Source organism: Microbacterium esteraromaticum, assembly GCF_900163815.1.
GTDB classification, from domain to species: Bacteria; Actinomycetota; Actinomycetes; order Actinomycetales; family Microbacteriaceae; genus Microbacterium; species Microbacterium esteraromaticum_B.
Genome location: NZ_FUKO01000034.1, coordinates 15,493 through 31,032, shown reverse-complemented (window position 1 = coordinate 31,032; position 15,540 = coordinate 15,493). Strand labels below are relative to the sequence as shown.

Here is a 15,540-nt window from a genome sequence, read left to right as displayed (position 1 = left end):
CACGTGATGAGTGTCTGCGATATCCCGATCATCTCGACCGTCTGCGACACCGCCGGTGAAGCCGCCGCGTCTCTCATCTCGGCACCGTTCGACTGGCTCGCCTCCACAATGGGGCAAGCCGCCGGATGGCTGCTCGATGGAATGTGGCAGGTCTTCGACTCGACAACGCTCGTTGACGTCACCACGGACGGATACCTCGACGTCTACAACTTGCTGTTCGGCATCGGCGTATTCGTCGTGCTGCTGTTCTTCTGCTTCCAACTCATCCTCGGTCTCATCCGCAGGGAGCCCTCCGCGCTCTCACGCGCTGCGCTCGGCGCCGCAAAGGCGATCCTCGGCTCGTTTGTCGTGATCACACTCACCGCGACAACCCTTGAGATCGTCGATCAGCTCTGCATCGGCATCGTGCAAGCCGCTGGCGAGACCACCGAGTCAATGGGCGACAAGATCATGCTGCTCGCCGCGGGGCTCGGCACCATCAACATCGCCGCGCCAGGAGTGGGGGCAATCGTCACGATCTTCCTCGCAGGGCTCATGATCTGTGCCGTCGCCATCGTCTGGTTCTCCCTGCTCATCCGCAAGGCGCTGCTGCTGGTCGCGATCGTGCTCGCGCCGATCGCATTCGCCGGAGCTGCATGGGATGTCACCCGGGGTTGGATCGGGAAGTGGGCAGCCTTCGTGATCGCGTTGATCGTCTCGAAACTCGTCCTGGTCGTCATCTTCCTCATCGCGATCACGCAGATCTCCACGCCCATCGCAGTCGATCTCGCCGCCGTTACTGAGCCGATCAACGGCATCGTGTTGCTGTTCATCGCCGCGTTCGCCCCATACATGGTGTACCGGTTCATCTCGTTCCTCGGCTTCGACCAGTACCACGCGATGGGCTCCGAACAAGACGCCAAGAACGCCGTCAACCGACCCGTCCCGGTGCCCACGCAACCGCAGAGCGACGGCGTGAAGAAGGTGCTTGATGGCGGCGGATCCGGCAGAGGTGACCCCTCGGGCGGCGCAGGATCGATACCCACCGCTGGAGGAGGAAGCCGCGCGGCGGCACGGGCGGGCGGGGCGGCCAAGGCCGGATCGACGGTGGGTGGATCGGGTGGAGCCGCCGCGGGCGGAGCTGGTGCCGGAGCCGCGGTCGCCGGACCCGCTGCGGCAGTGGTCATCGCTGCCGAGGTCGCAAAGGCTGCGGCAACCGCGGGTCCGAAGCTCGGTGGTGCTATCGGGAGCCAAGCCGAGACCGCCGCTGGCGGCGCGGAACAGACCGCTACGCCTGCGCCGCCGCAGGCTGATTCGCCTGCACGCTCTGTGCCGCAGCCGCGACCACCGTCTACTGACCCTGCACCGCCAAAGCCCGCACCACCGACCCCGCGCACGCCGAAGGGATGATCCGAAATGTCGTCACGCACACAATCCAGAACTGACGCTGAACTCACGCCGGTGAAGTTCTCCCGGCTCACTCGCCGCGGTGTCCTCCTCGGGCTCTCCGTATCGCAGTTGAGCACCCTCAGCATCGGTTTCGGGTCGATCGTGTGGGCGTTTTACGCAGGAGGCGGCATTCTCATCGCCTTCGCCGCACCCGTTGTGGTGCTCGCTGCAGTTCTCGCCTGGGTACCCATCGCGCGGCGCCCGATCGTCGAGTGGATCCCGGTTGCGTTCTGGTGGATGTGGAAAACCACCGGCGGGCAATTGCTCTACCGCCGCCGCATCGTCGCCCCGCGACCTGTGGGAACACTCGCGCTGCCCGGCGACATGGCTCGGCTCCGCGAGTACGACGACCCAGCGACTGGAGCCGGGATGATCCACGACCCCGCGGCAGCCACACTGACCGTGGTCCTCTCGGTGACGCATCCCGCGTTCGTGCTGCTCGACCCCGGTGAGCAGGAGCGACGGGTCGCCTCCTGGGGGCGTGTGCTCGCCACCGCCTGCAGGTCTGGGCGCATTTCGATGCTGCAGGTGCTGGAGCGCACGCTGCCCGACTCTGGTACCGGTCTCGCGGAATGGTGGGCCGCGCACGGCTCCCGTGACGACACCTGGGCCTCGACCACGTACGCCGAACTCATCGACCGTGCAGGCCCGGCAGGTGAACGACACGCCACCACGTTGTCGCTCTCGCTCGACATGCGTGCTGCCGCGCGGCAGATTCGCACCGCGGGCGGCGGGGTACGCGGCGGGGCCGCTGTGCTGCGCCAGGAGATGGCGACGCTCGTCGCCGCACTGAGGTCAGCAGATCTCGCGCCCTCAGCGTGGCTAAGCAGCGGGCAGATCGCGGTGATTCTGCGTTCGGCATACGACCCGGCTGTTGCCGCCAGTCTGGAGCGGCACGGCGAGCTGGGACAGTCGCTGGCGACCGCGGGACCTGTCGCAGTGAACGAGTCGTGGTCGGGGCTTCGCACTGACTCGGCACATCACGCGGTGCTGTGGATCAGCGAGTGGCCGCGCTCGATGGTCTACCCAGGATTCCTCGCACCAATGTTGCTCTCGACGGGGATCCAGCGCTCGTTCTCGATGTTGTGCACTCCGATGCGTTCGGATCAGGCCGCCCGCAACATCCGCAAGAAGAAGACCGAGTACATCTCCGATGCCGCGCAGCGTCAGCGAATCGGGCAGATCGAGGACGCCTCACAGACCGCCGAGTTCAACGACGTGCTCCAGCAGGAGGCCGATCTCACCGCTGGCCACGGAGTACTTCGCTACACCGGCCTCATCAGCGTCTCTGCGGCGAGCGCTGATGAACTCGACGCCGCTGTCGCTGCGATTGAGCAGTCCGCGATTCAAGCCTCTTGCGAGACCCGCCTGCTCGTCGGCCAGCAGGCTCAGGCGTTCACCGCCGCCGCGCTGCCGCTGTGCCGGGTTGTGTGAATCCAGGCAACTCGTATAGGTCGATTCACACGCTTGGACGGCTCAAAGGTCGAGCGATTTCGGGTCTCCATCCGTTTCCCCGAGTCTCCGAACGACAATCTTGATGAGTTCAGCAACGGCCTGGTCGTCTTTAAGCTCTGGGTGCTGCTCAATCATTCCACGTACGCTGGCGGCTGCCTCGTCTGGCGTCAGCTCACGCATTTGACGCTGCCATTCGAGAACCTTCTCATCCCCGTCTTCGATGGCGGCATTGCATAGGACCAACCAGATCTGCTCTTCCCAGGAGCTCAGTGTCAGCGCACCCTGAAGTAGTTGCCTCCATTGAGCTGAAGTGAGGCTGATTGCCGATTCCTTCTCGGCAATCTCAACTTCTGTAGGAGAGTCAACTAGATCCATGCGAGCCGAAGGCTCAATATCAATCTCAACGGCTTCGATGTCGGAGACTCGGGAAACAAGCGCCTTCTGGGGTCGCAGCCTGCTGATCGCGCCGACGCTCCAGCTCCTGATGGACTCCCAGTTTTTGCCGACAACCACGGCTCCACTGATCACCACAACCGCACCTGCCAAGAGAATGACTTTGGTTCCTGTCGGAAGATCTTTGACGGCCTCGGCGACCTTCTTCATGCCCTCTTCGGAAGCATCCTTTAAGAAGATCGGCGCGTGCGTCTCAAGCGTGTTCGAGACTGGGTCGCGAAGCAACGAACTCACCGCATCATCTGCGTAGTTGGAGTTCGAGAGCTTCATTCCGTCGAAGACTCGAATGATCGCTTCGTAGTCAGTGAAGCCGGTCTCAGCCATCACCACTCCCGCCCCTCGGCTGTTGGGTGTCCATGCCCGAAGTCTAGTGAGCGCATCCGACGCTGGATGGGGTTGCGCACCTGCTCTGTGTCGATATTCACGGAGGTGCGGTGCACTGATGCCAACGTTCTACGATCCCGGCGCCGACGCCGGTGAAGCGTCCGAGGCTCTGCGGGGCCTCGCACACGCGAGTCGGGGGTTCGAGAATCCGCAGGACATGTACGGCGTACTCGGAGACCTTCTCTCCGGGATGCGGTCGCTGCACCAAGTCGTTGAGCAGCTCGCCACCTCCCACAGGGTGAATCGCCCCCGCGCGTTTGACGATGACGGTGACCATGCGATCGGATCGAGAGCGGCGCTTGCCACGGCAGAGGCGCTGCGACAAGCGGCGAGCCTGATCGATCAGGCCGAAGAACGAATGGATGCTGCGATGTCAGCAGCTGGGCGCATCGCCTGGCGATCCCTGCCAGACCGACGACCAGCTGCCGAACAACGCTGGGTCAGCGTCTGCTTCCTGCAAGGCGAGGATGCCGACGAAGTGCTGAAGATGATTGATGACGAAGGCGTCGATGCTGCGTTGGGATACCTGAAGAACTGGGATTACGGCGACGAGACCACCCAGGCCGCGATGGAGAACGGGCACGTCTACGACGCGCCTCCCACGGGTCCGCTGGAGCAGGAAGTTCGAAACAGCAACTACGACATGACCTACAGCCACTCCTTCGGTCACGTCGGCCTGTACCGCCTCCACGAGATCAACCCTGCCGATGCCCTCGCAGACGAAGAGCTGGGCAACGCGCATGCGCTCAAACTGCAGCCAGCGTCGCCATCATCGTGGTTCGAGCATCCGGGCGTTGCCGCGGTGAAGCGAGCGAGAGGAATCGGGCTGTGAAACGCGATGACACAGAACGGCTCCACACCTCAGTGCTGGTCACGCCCGCTCATGAGAAGCGCCGACTGAGCAAGCAACGCAAGCTCGCAGCGAAGCAGATTCAACTCGAACAGCACCGGGCCGAACGGCTGGCCGCGCACGAGAAGTATGCAGCGGATCAGGCTGAGCGCCGAGCCACGATCTACCTACCGAATGCCGGTGAGCCTGGCCCCGCTCAGCTGCGATCCCCGGGACGATTCAAGCTGCCGCGACATCAAGACACCTCGGCGACACTCGCGGGCGCCTACCCGTTCCTTGCCGAAGGCGGTCTTGGCCCTGACGGTGTCTTCGTCGGTCAAGACCTCTACTCCGGCGGATCCTTCGTCTACGACCCGTGGGTGCTCTACTCACGCGGTCTCATCACCGCACCCAACCTCGTGCTCGCGGGCATCGTCGGCTCCGGCAAGTCCTCACTCGCGAAGAGCCTCTACACACGCTCGCTCCCGTTCGGACGCCGCGTGTACGTGCCAGGTGATCCGAAAGGCGAGCACACCGCCGTCGCGGAAGCCGTCGGGGGCCGGGCGATCGTGCTTGGTCATGGTTTGTCGACCCGCCTGAATCCGCTCGACGAGGGTTACCGGCCATCGGGAATGAGCGACGCGACGTGGGCCATCACGGTTGCATCCCGCCGCCGGGACCTCATCGGTGCTCTTGCCGAGACAGTGCTCGAAAGGTCGCTGTCGCCGCTGGAGCACACCGCAATAGATAACGCGCTCACAGAGACAGTGCGAACGAACGCGGTGCCGATCCTGCCCATGATTGTCGACCACATCCTGAACCCGAGCAGCACAGCCGATGCAGACGGCCGTCTCGCTGAAGATGGTCGACTGGTGGGGCACGCCCTCAGACGGCTCGTCGCGGGAGACCTCGCCGGACTCTTCGACGGACCATCAACAGTGGAGTTCGACCCGACGCTGCCGATGGTCTCGCTCGACCTGTCACGGGTCGCAGAGAACTCGACGCTGATCTCGGTGTTGATGACCTGCTCGTCGGCGTGGATGGAATCAGCACTGCTCGATCCGAACGGCGGGCAACGCTGGTGCATCTACGACGAAGCGTGGCGTCTCATGTCGCATCCCGCGCTTCTCAAGCGGATGGACGCGCACTGGCGACTCGCTCGCCACTACGGCATCGCGAACATGCTGATCTTCCACAAACTCACCGACCTCGAAAACGTCGGCGATCAAGGATCTGCGATGCGGTCCCTCGCGAACAGTCTGCTCGCGAACGCGGAGACCAGGATCATCTACCGGCAAGAATCCGACCAGCTCGGCGTCACCGCGCGCGCCCTCGGCCTCACCGGCACGGAGCAGAAACTCCTCCCAGGGCTCGGGGTTGGCCAGGGACTCTGGCGAATCAAGGACCGCTCATTCGTCTGCCAGCACCAACTGCACCCAGCGGAGCTGGAGCTGTTCGACACGACTGGTCGCATGACGAGTTGATCCGAGGGCGGGCGCGGGTGCGCACCTCTCAGGCATGAGCACCCATCACGATCCCTCCGACAAGCCCGACTCTTCTCCCGTCTCGATTCCCCTCGCGATCATCACCGTCGGTGAGATTGGCGCGGTGATCGCAACGCTCGACGGGGTCGGGTTCGCGCCGCCCGCACCGGCCGAGACCTGGTCTCGGGCGCAGTTCGGTGAGCTGCTCGATACACTCACTCTGGGGCGCAAGCGCACCGTTCGCATCGAAGTGCGTGAGAGCGACGGGACCGTCTTCACCGACATCATCCACGCCAAACGCCTGAAGCACGGCGATCAAGAAGCCGACTTGATGCCGCCAACAGGTCCACATTCCCGGCGCGAGCGACGCCGTACGCCACCGCTGCTGCTGGATATCAGCGGCAGCGGCTTCATTCCTGGCGAAGACATCACGGTCGCGATCCCGGTGACTTCAGCCGAAGGGAACGCGACCGGGGACGCACGCGCCGTGGTCGACCTCAGCCGGCTCCTGGATCATGCCACCGAGGTGATGCTCATCGGGCACATCTCGGGCCGAATCGTGACCGAGCGACTGCCATGAACGCACAAGGACGACAGACCGGGTCGTTGGGCGACGAGCTGACGAACATCATGATGATCGCGCTCATCGGCCTCTTCGGCGTCGCACTCGTGCTCCGCGCTGCGGGGTCTGTCGCCGCGTTGTTCTGTGGCCTCGATCAACCGGGTGTCGGGATCACCGGCGGCGTCGGTGTGCTCTTCAATCCTGGTAATCCTGGTGCGGCGCTCGGCATCAATGGGCTCGACTCGATCGCTTACTGGGTGGTCGCGGGCTTCATGCTCAGTGCACTCGTTGCTGCGACGGCGTGGGCGTGGACGCGGTGGAGGCGTTACTCCCGCAAGGTCGATACCGATCCTCGCAAGCTTGCTGGCACCGCAACCTCGCACGAGGTGCAGACGACCGCGTCGGCTCGGGCGCTGCTCCGCCGGGCTGGCACGCTCCGCCCGTCGCTCGAACACCCAACACCAGCCGACGTCGGCTACCTGGTCGGGCAGGCCCGCGGCAAAGAAGTGTGGGCAAGCGTCGAAGACTCGATCCTGCTCATTGGCCCACCGCGATCGGGCAAAGGCTTGCACGTCGTGATCCCCGCGATCCTCGACGCACCTGGCGGGGTCGTCACCACCTCAACCCGCCCCGACAACCTGACTGCAACGCTGCGCGCGCGAATGCGCGTCGGCCCGGTGATGGTGTTCGACCCGCAGCGCCTCGCCGAGGGCGTGCCTGTGGGTCTTCGGTGGTCTCCGATCCGCGGTTGCGAGGATCCGCTCACCGCCATGATCCGCGCGGCGGGGCTTGCCGCAGCCACTGGGCTCGCCGACGGCGGCGTCGATGGTGACGGATTCTGGGAGGGCAAGACCAGGGTCGCGCTCCAGGCAATGCTGCATGCCGCGGCCCTCGACCGCCGCACACCTGCGGAGCTGTTCCGGTGGACCCTCGATCCCTCTGCCGCTGCTGATGCCGTCGCCATCCTGAACGCGTCAGAGCACGCCGCAACGGGATGGGCGGAGTCGCTGGAAGCGATGATCGACGCCGACCCGCGCACCCGCGACTCCATCTGGCAGGGCGTCTCGCTGGCACTCGCAGCGCTCGCTGATCCCCGCGTGCTCGACGCCGTGAGCCCTGGCGACGACGAGCCGTTCGACCCCGAAGCGTTCTTCCGCGACAAGGGCACCCTGTACCTGCTCGCCACGGGCGCCGGGGCAGGCAACAGCGCCGCCCTGGTGGCGGCGTTCGTGGAGGATCTCGTCGAGACCGCCCGACGCATGGCGGCACGGTCACCAGGCGCACGGCTTGATCCGCCGTTGCTGCTCGCACTCGATGAGATCGGCAACCTCGCACCGCTCCCGTCCCTGCCGACGCTCATGGCCGAAGGCGGCGGTACTGGGATTACGACGATGCCCGTGTTGCAGTCCCTCGCGCAAGCGCGCGACAAGTGGAGCGAGGATCAAGCCGCCGCGATCTGGGACGCGAGCATCGCCAAGATCGTCCTCGGCGGCGCATCCAACTCCCGCGACCTCCAAGACCTCTCCACCCTCATCGGCGAGCGAGACGAGTTCACCGACTCCGTGACCCTCGGCGACTACGGGTCGCGCACGAACCAGCGCTCGGTGCGGCGCGTGCCGATCATGCCGCCCGACCGCATTCGCACCCTGCCATTCGGTACCGGCGTCGTGCTGCTGCGTTCCGCACCGCCGATCGTCACCGATCTGCACCCGTGGCCGAAGAGGCCGGACGCCGCAGGGCTGCTGCGCGATCGCGCCGATATCGAAGCGCTGCTGCAACAACGGTCGACCGCAGAGTAGAGCGCCGTCAGCACGGGCACTCCAGTGCACCTGTTTGGTACGAGTAGCTGAGTCGGCTGCTCCTCATCAGACAGGAGAACAGTCCCATGACTATCCGCACGCAGCAGTCGATCTCTGGTTTCATCGCCAGCGACCCGCAGCTCACCGAGACCGACCGAGGCGAAGCACGCTTCTACGCCCGCTTTGGCCAAGAGAACTTCCGGCGTGAAGACGACGGCACCTTCACCAAGCTCGAACCGAGCTTCCACAACCTCGTCATGTATCGCGCCACCGCTGAACGAGCGTACGAGCGCTTCGCGAAGGGCGACAGCTTCGTCGCCGAGGGATACGCCCACGAGTACGCCTACGAGCGAGACGGCCAGAAGGTCGAAGGCGAAGATTTCGTCGCCAAGAAGATCGGCCACGACACCGCGCGCACGCAGTACAGCGTCGACCGCAGTTCCCGCGCCGGGGCACACGAAGCGCCGTCCAGGGAGCAGAGCCGAGCGTTCGACGCCCCTCGACAGCGGCCGAGCACTGAAGCTCCGACCCTCGGCCGCTGAGACACCGCAGGAGCGAGATCATGAATGACCGCGACGTACCGGGCGACTCCTTCGACGACGTCCCGGAGACCAACTTCGAGCCAGAACCCGCAGCCGTGCCACCGCACCCAGTGAACTGGAACCTGCTCACCGCCCACGACCTTGAGCAAGAACTGCTCGAACTCAACCGCTGGGTGAACTGGCTGCGCCTGGAGTACGGCCTTCCCGCCTCAGAGGTTCCGCCACTGTGGCACCGCCACCCCGAACTCCTCTGGGAGCTGTCGGCACTCCACCTGCACTGGCTCTGCGCCTACGACCCAGACCAAGACGGCTCCGCCCCACTCGGATGGCACCGCGATTTCGCCGACGCACGCGGCAGGCTCCGCGACTGGGTGGCAGCCTGTGGAACACGTCGCGATAGGGATCGACCGACACGACGAGTCCCGTGGCCCGGCGAGAAGCGCGAGCAGGAGATCGTCGAGCAGGTCATCACCGACCGCGACGCCGACTTCGTGCAGTTCGTGCTCGACCAGGTCGCAGGACGCCAGGCCGCTGAAAACGCGTTCTTCGCAAACATCGACCCCGAGACCGGCGAGGTGAACGAATGATGTCTCGCCCATACGAGAAGAAGACCGAACGTCGCAGCCGCGAGGAGCGGCGTCTGTCGGTGCGCGGTGAGCATCGTCCGGAGCCCGACGTGCAGATGCTCACGCAGCTCCTGATTCGATTCGCCCTTCAAGACGCGGGGGAGGCCCGCGCGGCGAGCAGCGGTAGACGAACTTCCCTGGCGAGTGCCAGCACCTCGTCGTAGAATGTGGGTGTCCGCCGTTGAGGTGGATGTTGTGGTCCCAAACCTTTGCACCTCGGTGTGGAGCACTTATAACGTGGCCGTTCTGGCCTAGTCCTACAGCCTTCGGGCTCTTCTCACGATCAACATTCGCAGTTGACAAATCCGCGGTGGACGTTCTGGACCACCAACGCGGAGAAGAGCCATGACGACCTCAACAACCGACCGGCAAGCGGTCGATGATCTCGTGCATCCCTCGATGCCCTCTGGCGGCGCGGTCGCCGTCACCTACCTGCGCGTCTCGACCAAAGAGCAGGCCGAGAAGGGCGGCACTGACGAGGGGTACTCGATTCCGGCCCAGCGGCAAGCCAATCGCCGCAAGGCGGAGCAACTCGGCGCAACCGTGATCGAAGAGTTCGTCGACGCTGGAGAGTCGGCCCGTAAGGCCGACCGGCCCGAGCTGATGCGGATGATCAAGTACGTCGCCGAGCACCAGGTGAACTACTGCATCGTGCACAAGGTCGACCGCCTCGCACGCAACCGAGCTGACGACGTCACGATCCATCTCGCGCTCCGTGACGCCGGGGTGATGCTGGTGTCTGCGAGTGAGAACATCGATGAGACCCCGTCAGGGATGCTGTTGCACGGCATCATGTCGTCGATCGCGGAGTTCTACTCCCGCAACCTCGCCACCGAAACGGTGAAGGGCCTCTCGCAGAAGGCTGCGCAGGGTGGCACTCCGAACCGCGCCCCGATTGGCTACACGAATGTCGGTATCCGTGACGAACGAGGCCGCGAGATCCGCACGGTTGTCGTCGATGCGGAACGGGCCGAGCTCGTGACGTGGGCGTTCCAGGTGTATGCGTCGGGACGGTGGACGACGACGCAGTTGCATCGCGAACTCGTCGCGCGGGGTTTGACGAGTCCACCGACGCCGAAGCGGCCGTCGAAACCGATCGCGCTGTCGACGATGCACCGCATTCTGACGAACCCGTACTACAAGGGCGACGTGCGCTACGGAGGCGTCACATACAAGGGTTCGCACACGCCGATCGTGGCGAAAGAGGTCTGGTATCAGGTGCAGACGGTGCTGGATGCGCACAAGTCCGCGGCCGATGCGACCCAGGTGCACGACCACTATTTGAAGGGGACGGTGTATTGCGGACAGTGCGGTGAACGGCTCATCATCACGAACGCACGGAACCGGCACGGCAAGGTCTATCCGTACTTCGTTTGCTCGGGCAGACACTCCGGCAAGAACGCGTGCACGCGGCAGGCCATGCTCATCGAGGATGTCGAGCACCTCATCGAGCGCTACTACGAGACGATTCAAGTGAGTGGTGAGATGCGGCAGAGCCTCGCGGGCATGCTGCACGCCGAGTTCGACCACCTCATGGCTTCAGAGTCGAAGGAACTCAATCGGCTTGCGACCGAGAGGGATCGCCTGGAAGACGAGCGTATGAAGGTGTTGCAAGCGCACTATGCGGGAGCGGTGCCGCTCGATCTGTTGAAGATCGAGCAAGATCGCATCGGCGCGGGTCTGGAGAACATCGAGAACCGGATCGCCGCGCACCATGACGAGTATGCGTCGGCGCGCGCGAACGTCGACGACTCGCTCGGGCTACTCGCGAACGTCGCGGGCATCTACCAGCGCTGTGATGATGCGAACCGAAGGCTCTGCAACCAGGCGTTCTTCACGCGGATCTTCATCGACGAAGCCCGTGAGACCCGGGTTGATTACGAGCGGCCGTTCGGGTCGCTGTGCAACGCGGAGGAGCAGGCGAACGCGCTGAACTGGGCGGCTGCGGCAGGTGCCGGGAAAAAGAAAAGTGGTGAGGTTCAGACCTTCGCGAGAGTGGAGACTCTCGTCGAGGGTTTGAACCTCTCCCATTTGGGGTGAGTAACGGGACTTGAACCCGCGACATCCGCCACCACAAGGCGGCGCTCTACCAGCTGAGCTATACCCACCATGCGCCTACCGGAGCAGGCAACTCTTCAAGTCTATTACATGTTCGGAGTGAACTCGGACACCGTGGCGGAAGCGATCTCGCGTGCTTCGTCAGAGGAGGGACCCGGCGCGCCGACGAACACCGCCTCGCGGTAATAGCGCAGCTCACGAATCGACTCGAGGATGTCCGCGAGAGCCCGGTGACCGCCATTCTTCTCCGGTGCCTGGAAGAACACTCGCGGGTACCACCGGCGTGACAGTTCTTTGATGCTGGAGACGTCGACGTTGCGATAGTGCAGGTACTGGTCGACGTTCTGCATGTACTTGGCGAGGAACATGCGGTCGGTGCCGATGGTGTTGCCAGCCAGCGGCGCCTTGCGCTCCTGCGGCACGAATCGCTTGATGTACGCCAGCGTCTGCTCCTCGGCTTCGGCAAGTGAGACACCCTGCGGAATCTCTTCGATCAGTCCCGAAGCCTCATGCATCTTCGTCACGAAGTCGTTCATGTTCTCGAGCGCCGCATTGCTGGGCTTGATCACGATCTGAAAACCCGGGTCGACCGGCTCCAGTTCGAAATTCGTGATGACGACGGCGATCTCGACGAGTTCGTCGACTGCGAGATCGAGCCCTGTCATCTCGCAGTCGATCCAGACAAGACGGTCGTTTTCAGACGCAGAAACCATGTGTCGATCCTATCGGCGCGGTGATCGTCGGTAGGAGTGCCGGACGCCGCGCGTGGTTATGAGCTCTAGCTGCCGCTCGCTGGGAAAGATGCTGTTGTCCCCTCGGCGCGACTCGAACGCGCAACCGACGGATTAGAAGGCCGTTGCTCTATCCATTGAGCTACGAGGGGGTGCGTTCTAGGGTACCGGTCTCTCAGTGTGCTGAGGAATCCCGGCTTCGCCGCCGATGTCAATCCGCGGTCGGGATCAGTGTCGGAGTGCAGCCACCGCATCGTCCGCGTCCCAGAATTCGCCTACGAGTCGAAAGCCGCCTGACAACAGATGTAGCCGCTCAGCCCGGTAGCGGATGCCGAGAGGGTCAGCGACGACCCTCAAGTGCCCGCGGATGCTTCCGCGACCATCGACGACGCGCCACAGTCGATCTCCGGCACGTTCGAGATGCTCGTGGCGAGAGCGCAGAGCAGGGGTGTCCCACTCGATCGAGGGCAGAGTGTCGGTGAACGTTCGCATGATGTTTCCTTCCTTTCTTCGAACATAAGGACGGGCACCGACATTGGGCACGCGTAGACTCGAGGCATGCCCGTCGCATCCCCTTATGCCGCCCGACTCGGCGAGATTCCTGTCGAGCGACGTGAGGTCACGGTTCTCGGTTCCACTACGGCATATTGGGCTTATGGGCCGGACCGCGAAGACGTGCCGACGATCATCGCAGTGCACGGGTTCCGGGGCGAGCATCACGGACTCGAGCCCGTGATCGCGTACCTGCCCGGTGTGCGGGTGATCTCGCCAGACCTGCCGGGGTTCGGCGAAACGCCACCCGTGCCGGGCCGTGAGCATGACCTCGGCCTCTACACCGGCTGGCTGTGCGAGTTCGCCCGCACCGTTGCGCCAGGTGCGATCATCCTCGGGCACTCGTTCGGTTCGATCGTCACGTCAGCCGCGGTCGCGGGAGGGCTGGAGACGCCTCGGCTGATCCTGGTCAACCCGATCGGGGCTCCGGCTCTCGAGGGGCCGAAGGGAGTCCTGACGCGGATCGCGGTCCTGTACTACGCACTCGGCGCTCGACTGCCCGAGAAGCTGGGCACCGCGCTGCTGCGGCATCCGCTCACCGTGCGCGTGACGAGCGTTGCCATGGCGAAGACGCGGGACGCGGCGCTGCGGCGCTTCATCCACGACCAGCACGACACGTACTTCTCCCGCTTCGCCGACCGCGAAGTTCTGCACGAGGCTTTCATCACCAGCGTGTCGCACGACGTGCGTGCTTTCGCAGGAGTCATCGATGTGCCCACGCTGCTCATCGCCGCCCAGCGCGATGACATCACGCCGATCGACGCCGAGCGCCGTCTGGCGACGATGTTCCCCGACTCCGAACTCGTAGAGATCGCCGATGTCGGCCACCTGATCCACTACGAAGCGCCCGCCGAAGCAGCCGGTGCGATCCGACGGTTTCTTAGACTTCCCGCCGCGCGAGGCCGATGAGACCGGCAACCCGGAAGGGGATGACCTCGCCCATCGCGAGCGATGTCTCGGTGCGCTCGACGCCCTCGATCGACAGGATTCGCGCGTCTGTATCGAATAGATGACGGGCGTCCCGGCATGCCACGCGCGCCAATAGGTCGATCGTTCCGCTGAGCCCGTGAGCCTGCACGATCTCTGGAACCCGGGCGAGTTCGCCGATGATCCGCGGCAACTCGGTCTGTCTAACCCCGATGCTGATGAACGCCTGCAGCGGAAAGCCCAGCACCTCGGCAGAGAACGAGCGCTCATACGATTCAAAGACCCCCGTCTGCTCCAGTCGGGCCAGGCGCGCCTGGATCGTATTGCGCGAAAGGCGGAGCCGTTCAGCGAGTGCAACGACGGTCGTCCGGGGGTCCTCGGAGAGAGCTGTGAGCAGTTCGAGATCGATGCGGTCAAGAGCGGGCATAGTGCCACACGATAGCAGTGCTCCATGGGTGTGAATTGCGCAACATGCTCAACCGCCGCAGACATGGTTGAGCGACGTGTCAGGTCGACGTACGATCTCCTTAAGCCCGACGAAGCCGTCGGCACAGCCGTGCATGCCCCACGAAGGCCGCCACGTCAGGAGGACGCAGATGTCACCGCACACCACACCGATCGTCGATACCGAGAACGATCTCGAGTTGACTGAGCGCATCATCGCGCCAGACGGAACGCGGATGCCGAACCCGCAACTCGATCCGTACATCCAGGACGTCGACTTCCAGACGCTGCGCGATCTGCATCGTGACATGGTCGTCGTGCGCCGCATCGACTCCGAGGGCATTGCGCTGCAGCGCCAGGGCCAACTCGGCCTCTGGGCGCCGTGCAACGGGCAGGAAGCCGCGCAGATCGGCACTGGCCGCGCGCTGCAGGATCGCGACTACGTGTTCCCCAGCTACCGCGAGACGGGCGTCATGTACGCACGGGGAGCGGACCCGGGCGACTACGTGCGCATGTGGCGAGGCGAAGAGGGCGCGGCGTACGACCCCGACGCGCTGCGCATCGCGCCGCTGCAGATCATCATCGGCGCACAGACGCTGCATGCCGTCGGCTACGCGATGGGCATCCAGTACGACGGTGCAGACGAGGTCGCGGTGACCTACTTCGGCGACGGCGCTACCAGCCAGGGGGACGTCAACGAAGCGATGGTCTTCGCCGCTTCGTACCGGGCTCCCGTGGTCTTCGTCTGTCAGAACAACCACTGGGCGATCTCGGAGCCGGTCGGACTGCAGTCGCAGTTCCCGCTCGCCGGTCGAGCGCCCGGTTTCGGCATCCCGAGTATGCGCGTCGACGGCAACGACGTGCTCGCCTGCGTCGCAGCCATGCGGTGGGCGCTCGACCACGCGCGCACCGGCAAGGGGCCCGCCTACATCGAGGCCGTCACCTACCGGATGGGCCCGCACACCACAGCCGACGATCCGAAGCGCTACCGCGATGAGGCCGAGCTCGAGAAGTGGCGTCGCCGCGACCCGATCTCGCGACTCGAGGCGCACCTGCGTGCAGCAGGTGAGCTGTCGCAGGATCACATGGATGCCGTGCAGGCTGAAGCAGACACCGTGGCACGCGACATGCGCGCCGCCTGCTTGGGGATGGTCACCCGTCCGGCGCTGGCGGTCTTCGACGGGGTGTACGCCGAGCCGCACTCGGGGCTCGAGCGTCAACGCGACGAGTTCGCGGCGTACCTCGCCGCGTACGAGGCGGCGTGAG

The 15,540-nt window shown here is 64.6% G+C and carries 16 protein-coding genes and 2 tRNA genes; 12 read left to right on the top strand and 6 right to left on the bottom strand.

Features of this window, described 5'->3' with window-relative positions; all coding sequences use genetic code 11:
- Positions 1-6: 6 nt before the first annotated feature.
- Together FM104_RS13455 and FM104_RS13450 are read left to right on the top strand one after the other, a co-directional pair.
- Positions 7-1,389 carry a conjugal transfer protein TrbL gene (locus FM104_RS13455; RefSeq protein WP_087132755.1) on the top strand — a complete coding sequence of 461 codons (1,383 nt, stop codon included), beginning with the start codon at positions 7-9 and terminating at the stop codon, positions 1,387-1,389.
- A 6-nt stretch (positions 1,390-1,395) separates the two neighbouring features.
- Positions 1,396-2,862, top strand: coding sequence for an SCO6880 family protein (locus FM104_RS13450; protein WP_087132754.1), 1,467 nt, complete (start codon positions 1,396-1,398; stop codon positions 2,860-2,862).
- A gap of 42 nt (positions 2,863-2,904) precedes the next feature.
- On the opposite strand, the gene FM104_RS13445 is transcribed toward FM104_RS13450, so the two are convergent.
- Positions 2,905-3,660 (bottom strand): hypothetical protein, encoded by a 756-nt coding sequence (locus tag FM104_RS13445; protein WP_087132753.1) that lies wholly within the window; start codon positions 3,658-3,660, stop codon positions 2,905-2,907.
- Between the two features lie 118 nt (positions 3,661-3,778).
- On the opposite strand from FM104_RS13445, the gene FM104_RS13440 reads away from it, so the two are divergent.
- From FM104_RS13440 to FM104_RS13405, 8 genes are all read left to right on the top strand, one after another.
- The gene (locus FM104_RS13440; RefSeq protein ID WP_087132752.1) at positions 3,779-4,552 is read left to right on the top strand and encodes a hypothetical protein; all 774 of its coding nucleotides are present in this window, start codon (positions 3,779-3,781) and stop codon (positions 4,550-4,552) included.
- Positions 4,549-6,033, top strand: coding sequence for an ATP-binding protein (locus FM104_RS13435; RefSeq protein WP_087132751.1), 1,485 nt, complete (start codon positions 4,549-4,551; stop codon positions 6,031-6,033). Before FM104_RS13440 ends, FM104_RS13435 begins: the two co-directional genes overlap by 4 nt.
- Before the next feature lie 34 nt (positions 6,034-6,067).
- Positions 6,068-6,613, top strand: coding sequence for a hypothetical protein (locus FM104_RS13430; RefSeq protein ID WP_087132750.1), 546 nt, complete (start codon positions 6,068-6,070; stop codon positions 6,611-6,613).
- Positions 6,610-8,394 (top strand): type IV secretory system conjugative DNA transfer family protein, encoded by a 1,785-nt coding sequence (locus FM104_RS13425; protein WP_087132749.1) that lies wholly within the window; start codon positions 6,610-6,612, stop codon positions 8,392-8,394. Before FM104_RS13430 ends, FM104_RS13425 begins: the two co-directional genes overlap by 4 nt.
- An 86-nt stretch (positions 8,395-8,480) precedes the next feature.
- Positions 8,481-8,936 (top strand): single-stranded DNA-binding protein, encoded by a 456-nt coding sequence (locus FM104_RS13420; RefSeq protein WP_087132748.1) that lies wholly within the window; start codon positions 8,481-8,483, stop codon positions 8,934-8,936.
- A 20-nt stretch (positions 8,937-8,956) separates the two neighbouring features.
- A complete protein-coding gene (locus FM104_RS13415; RefSeq protein WP_087132747.1) occupies positions 8,957-9,523 on the top strand; it encodes a hypothetical protein in 567 nt (188 codons plus the stop codon).
- Positions 9,520-9,726 carry a hypothetical protein gene (locus tag FM104_RS13410; protein WP_143738417.1) on the top strand — a complete coding sequence of 69 codons (207 nt, stop codon included), beginning with the start codon at positions 9,520-9,522 and terminating at the stop codon, positions 9,724-9,726. Before FM104_RS13415 ends, FM104_RS13410 begins: the two co-directional genes overlap by 4 nt.
- A gap of 181 nt (positions 9,727-9,907) precedes the next feature.
- Complete coding sequence (locus tag FM104_RS13405; RefSeq protein ID WP_087132745.1) at positions 9,908-11,602, top strand: recombinase family protein; 1,695 nt, start codon at positions 9,908-9,910, stop codon at positions 11,600-11,602.
- Here the strand turns inward: FM104_RS13405 and FM104_RS13400 are convergent.
- The 4 genes from FM104_RS13400 to FM104_RS13385 form a co-directional block, all read right to left on the bottom strand.
- Positions 11,595-11,670, bottom strand: a tRNA-His gene (locus FM104_RS13400). The genes FM104_RS13405 and FM104_RS13400 overlap by 8 nt on opposite strands.
- Before the next feature lie 36 nt (positions 11,671-11,706).
- Positions 11,707-12,333 carry an oligoribonuclease gene (orn, locus tag FM104_RS13395; protein ID WP_087132744.1) on the bottom strand — a complete coding sequence of 209 codons (627 nt, stop codon included), beginning with the start codon at positions 12,331-12,333 and terminating at the stop codon, positions 11,707-11,709.
- A gap of 97 nt (positions 12,334-12,430) precedes the next feature.
- Positions 12,431-12,503 (bottom strand) — tRNA-Arg (locus tag FM104_RS13390).
- 76 nt (positions 12,504-12,579) lie between these two features.
- Positions 12,580-12,843 carry a hypothetical protein gene (locus FM104_RS13385; protein ID WP_087132743.1) on the bottom strand — a complete coding sequence of 88 codons (264 nt, stop codon included), beginning with the start codon at positions 12,841-12,843 and terminating at the stop codon, positions 12,580-12,582.
- Between the two features lie 66 nt (positions 12,844-12,909).
- Here FM104_RS13385 and FM104_RS13380 point away from each other — a divergent pair, with 66 nt between their 5' ends.
- Entirely contained in the window at positions 12,910-13,812 is a 903-nt protein-coding gene (locus tag FM104_RS13380; protein WP_087132742.1) for an alpha/beta fold hydrolase, read from the top strand.
- Here the strand turns inward: FM104_RS13380 and FM104_RS13375 are convergent.
- Positions 13,784-14,257 (bottom strand): Lrp/AsnC family transcriptional regulator, encoded by a 474-nt coding sequence (locus FM104_RS13375; protein ID WP_087132741.1) that lies wholly within the window; start codon positions 14,255-14,257, stop codon positions 13,784-13,786. The two genes, FM104_RS13380 and FM104_RS13375, sit on opposite strands and share 29 nt — an antisense overlap.
- A 169-nt stretch (positions 14,258-14,426) precedes the next feature.
- Between FM104_RS13375 and pdhA the strand changes: the two genes are divergently transcribed.
- On the top strand, positions 14,427-15,539 hold the full coding sequence (gene pdhA, locus FM104_RS13370) for a pyruvate dehydrogenase (acetyl-transferring) E1 component subunit alpha (protein ID WP_087132740.1): 1,113 nt from the start codon (positions 14,427-14,429) through the stop codon (positions 15,537-15,539).
- The last annotated feature ends 1 nt before the right edge of the window (position 15,540 follow it).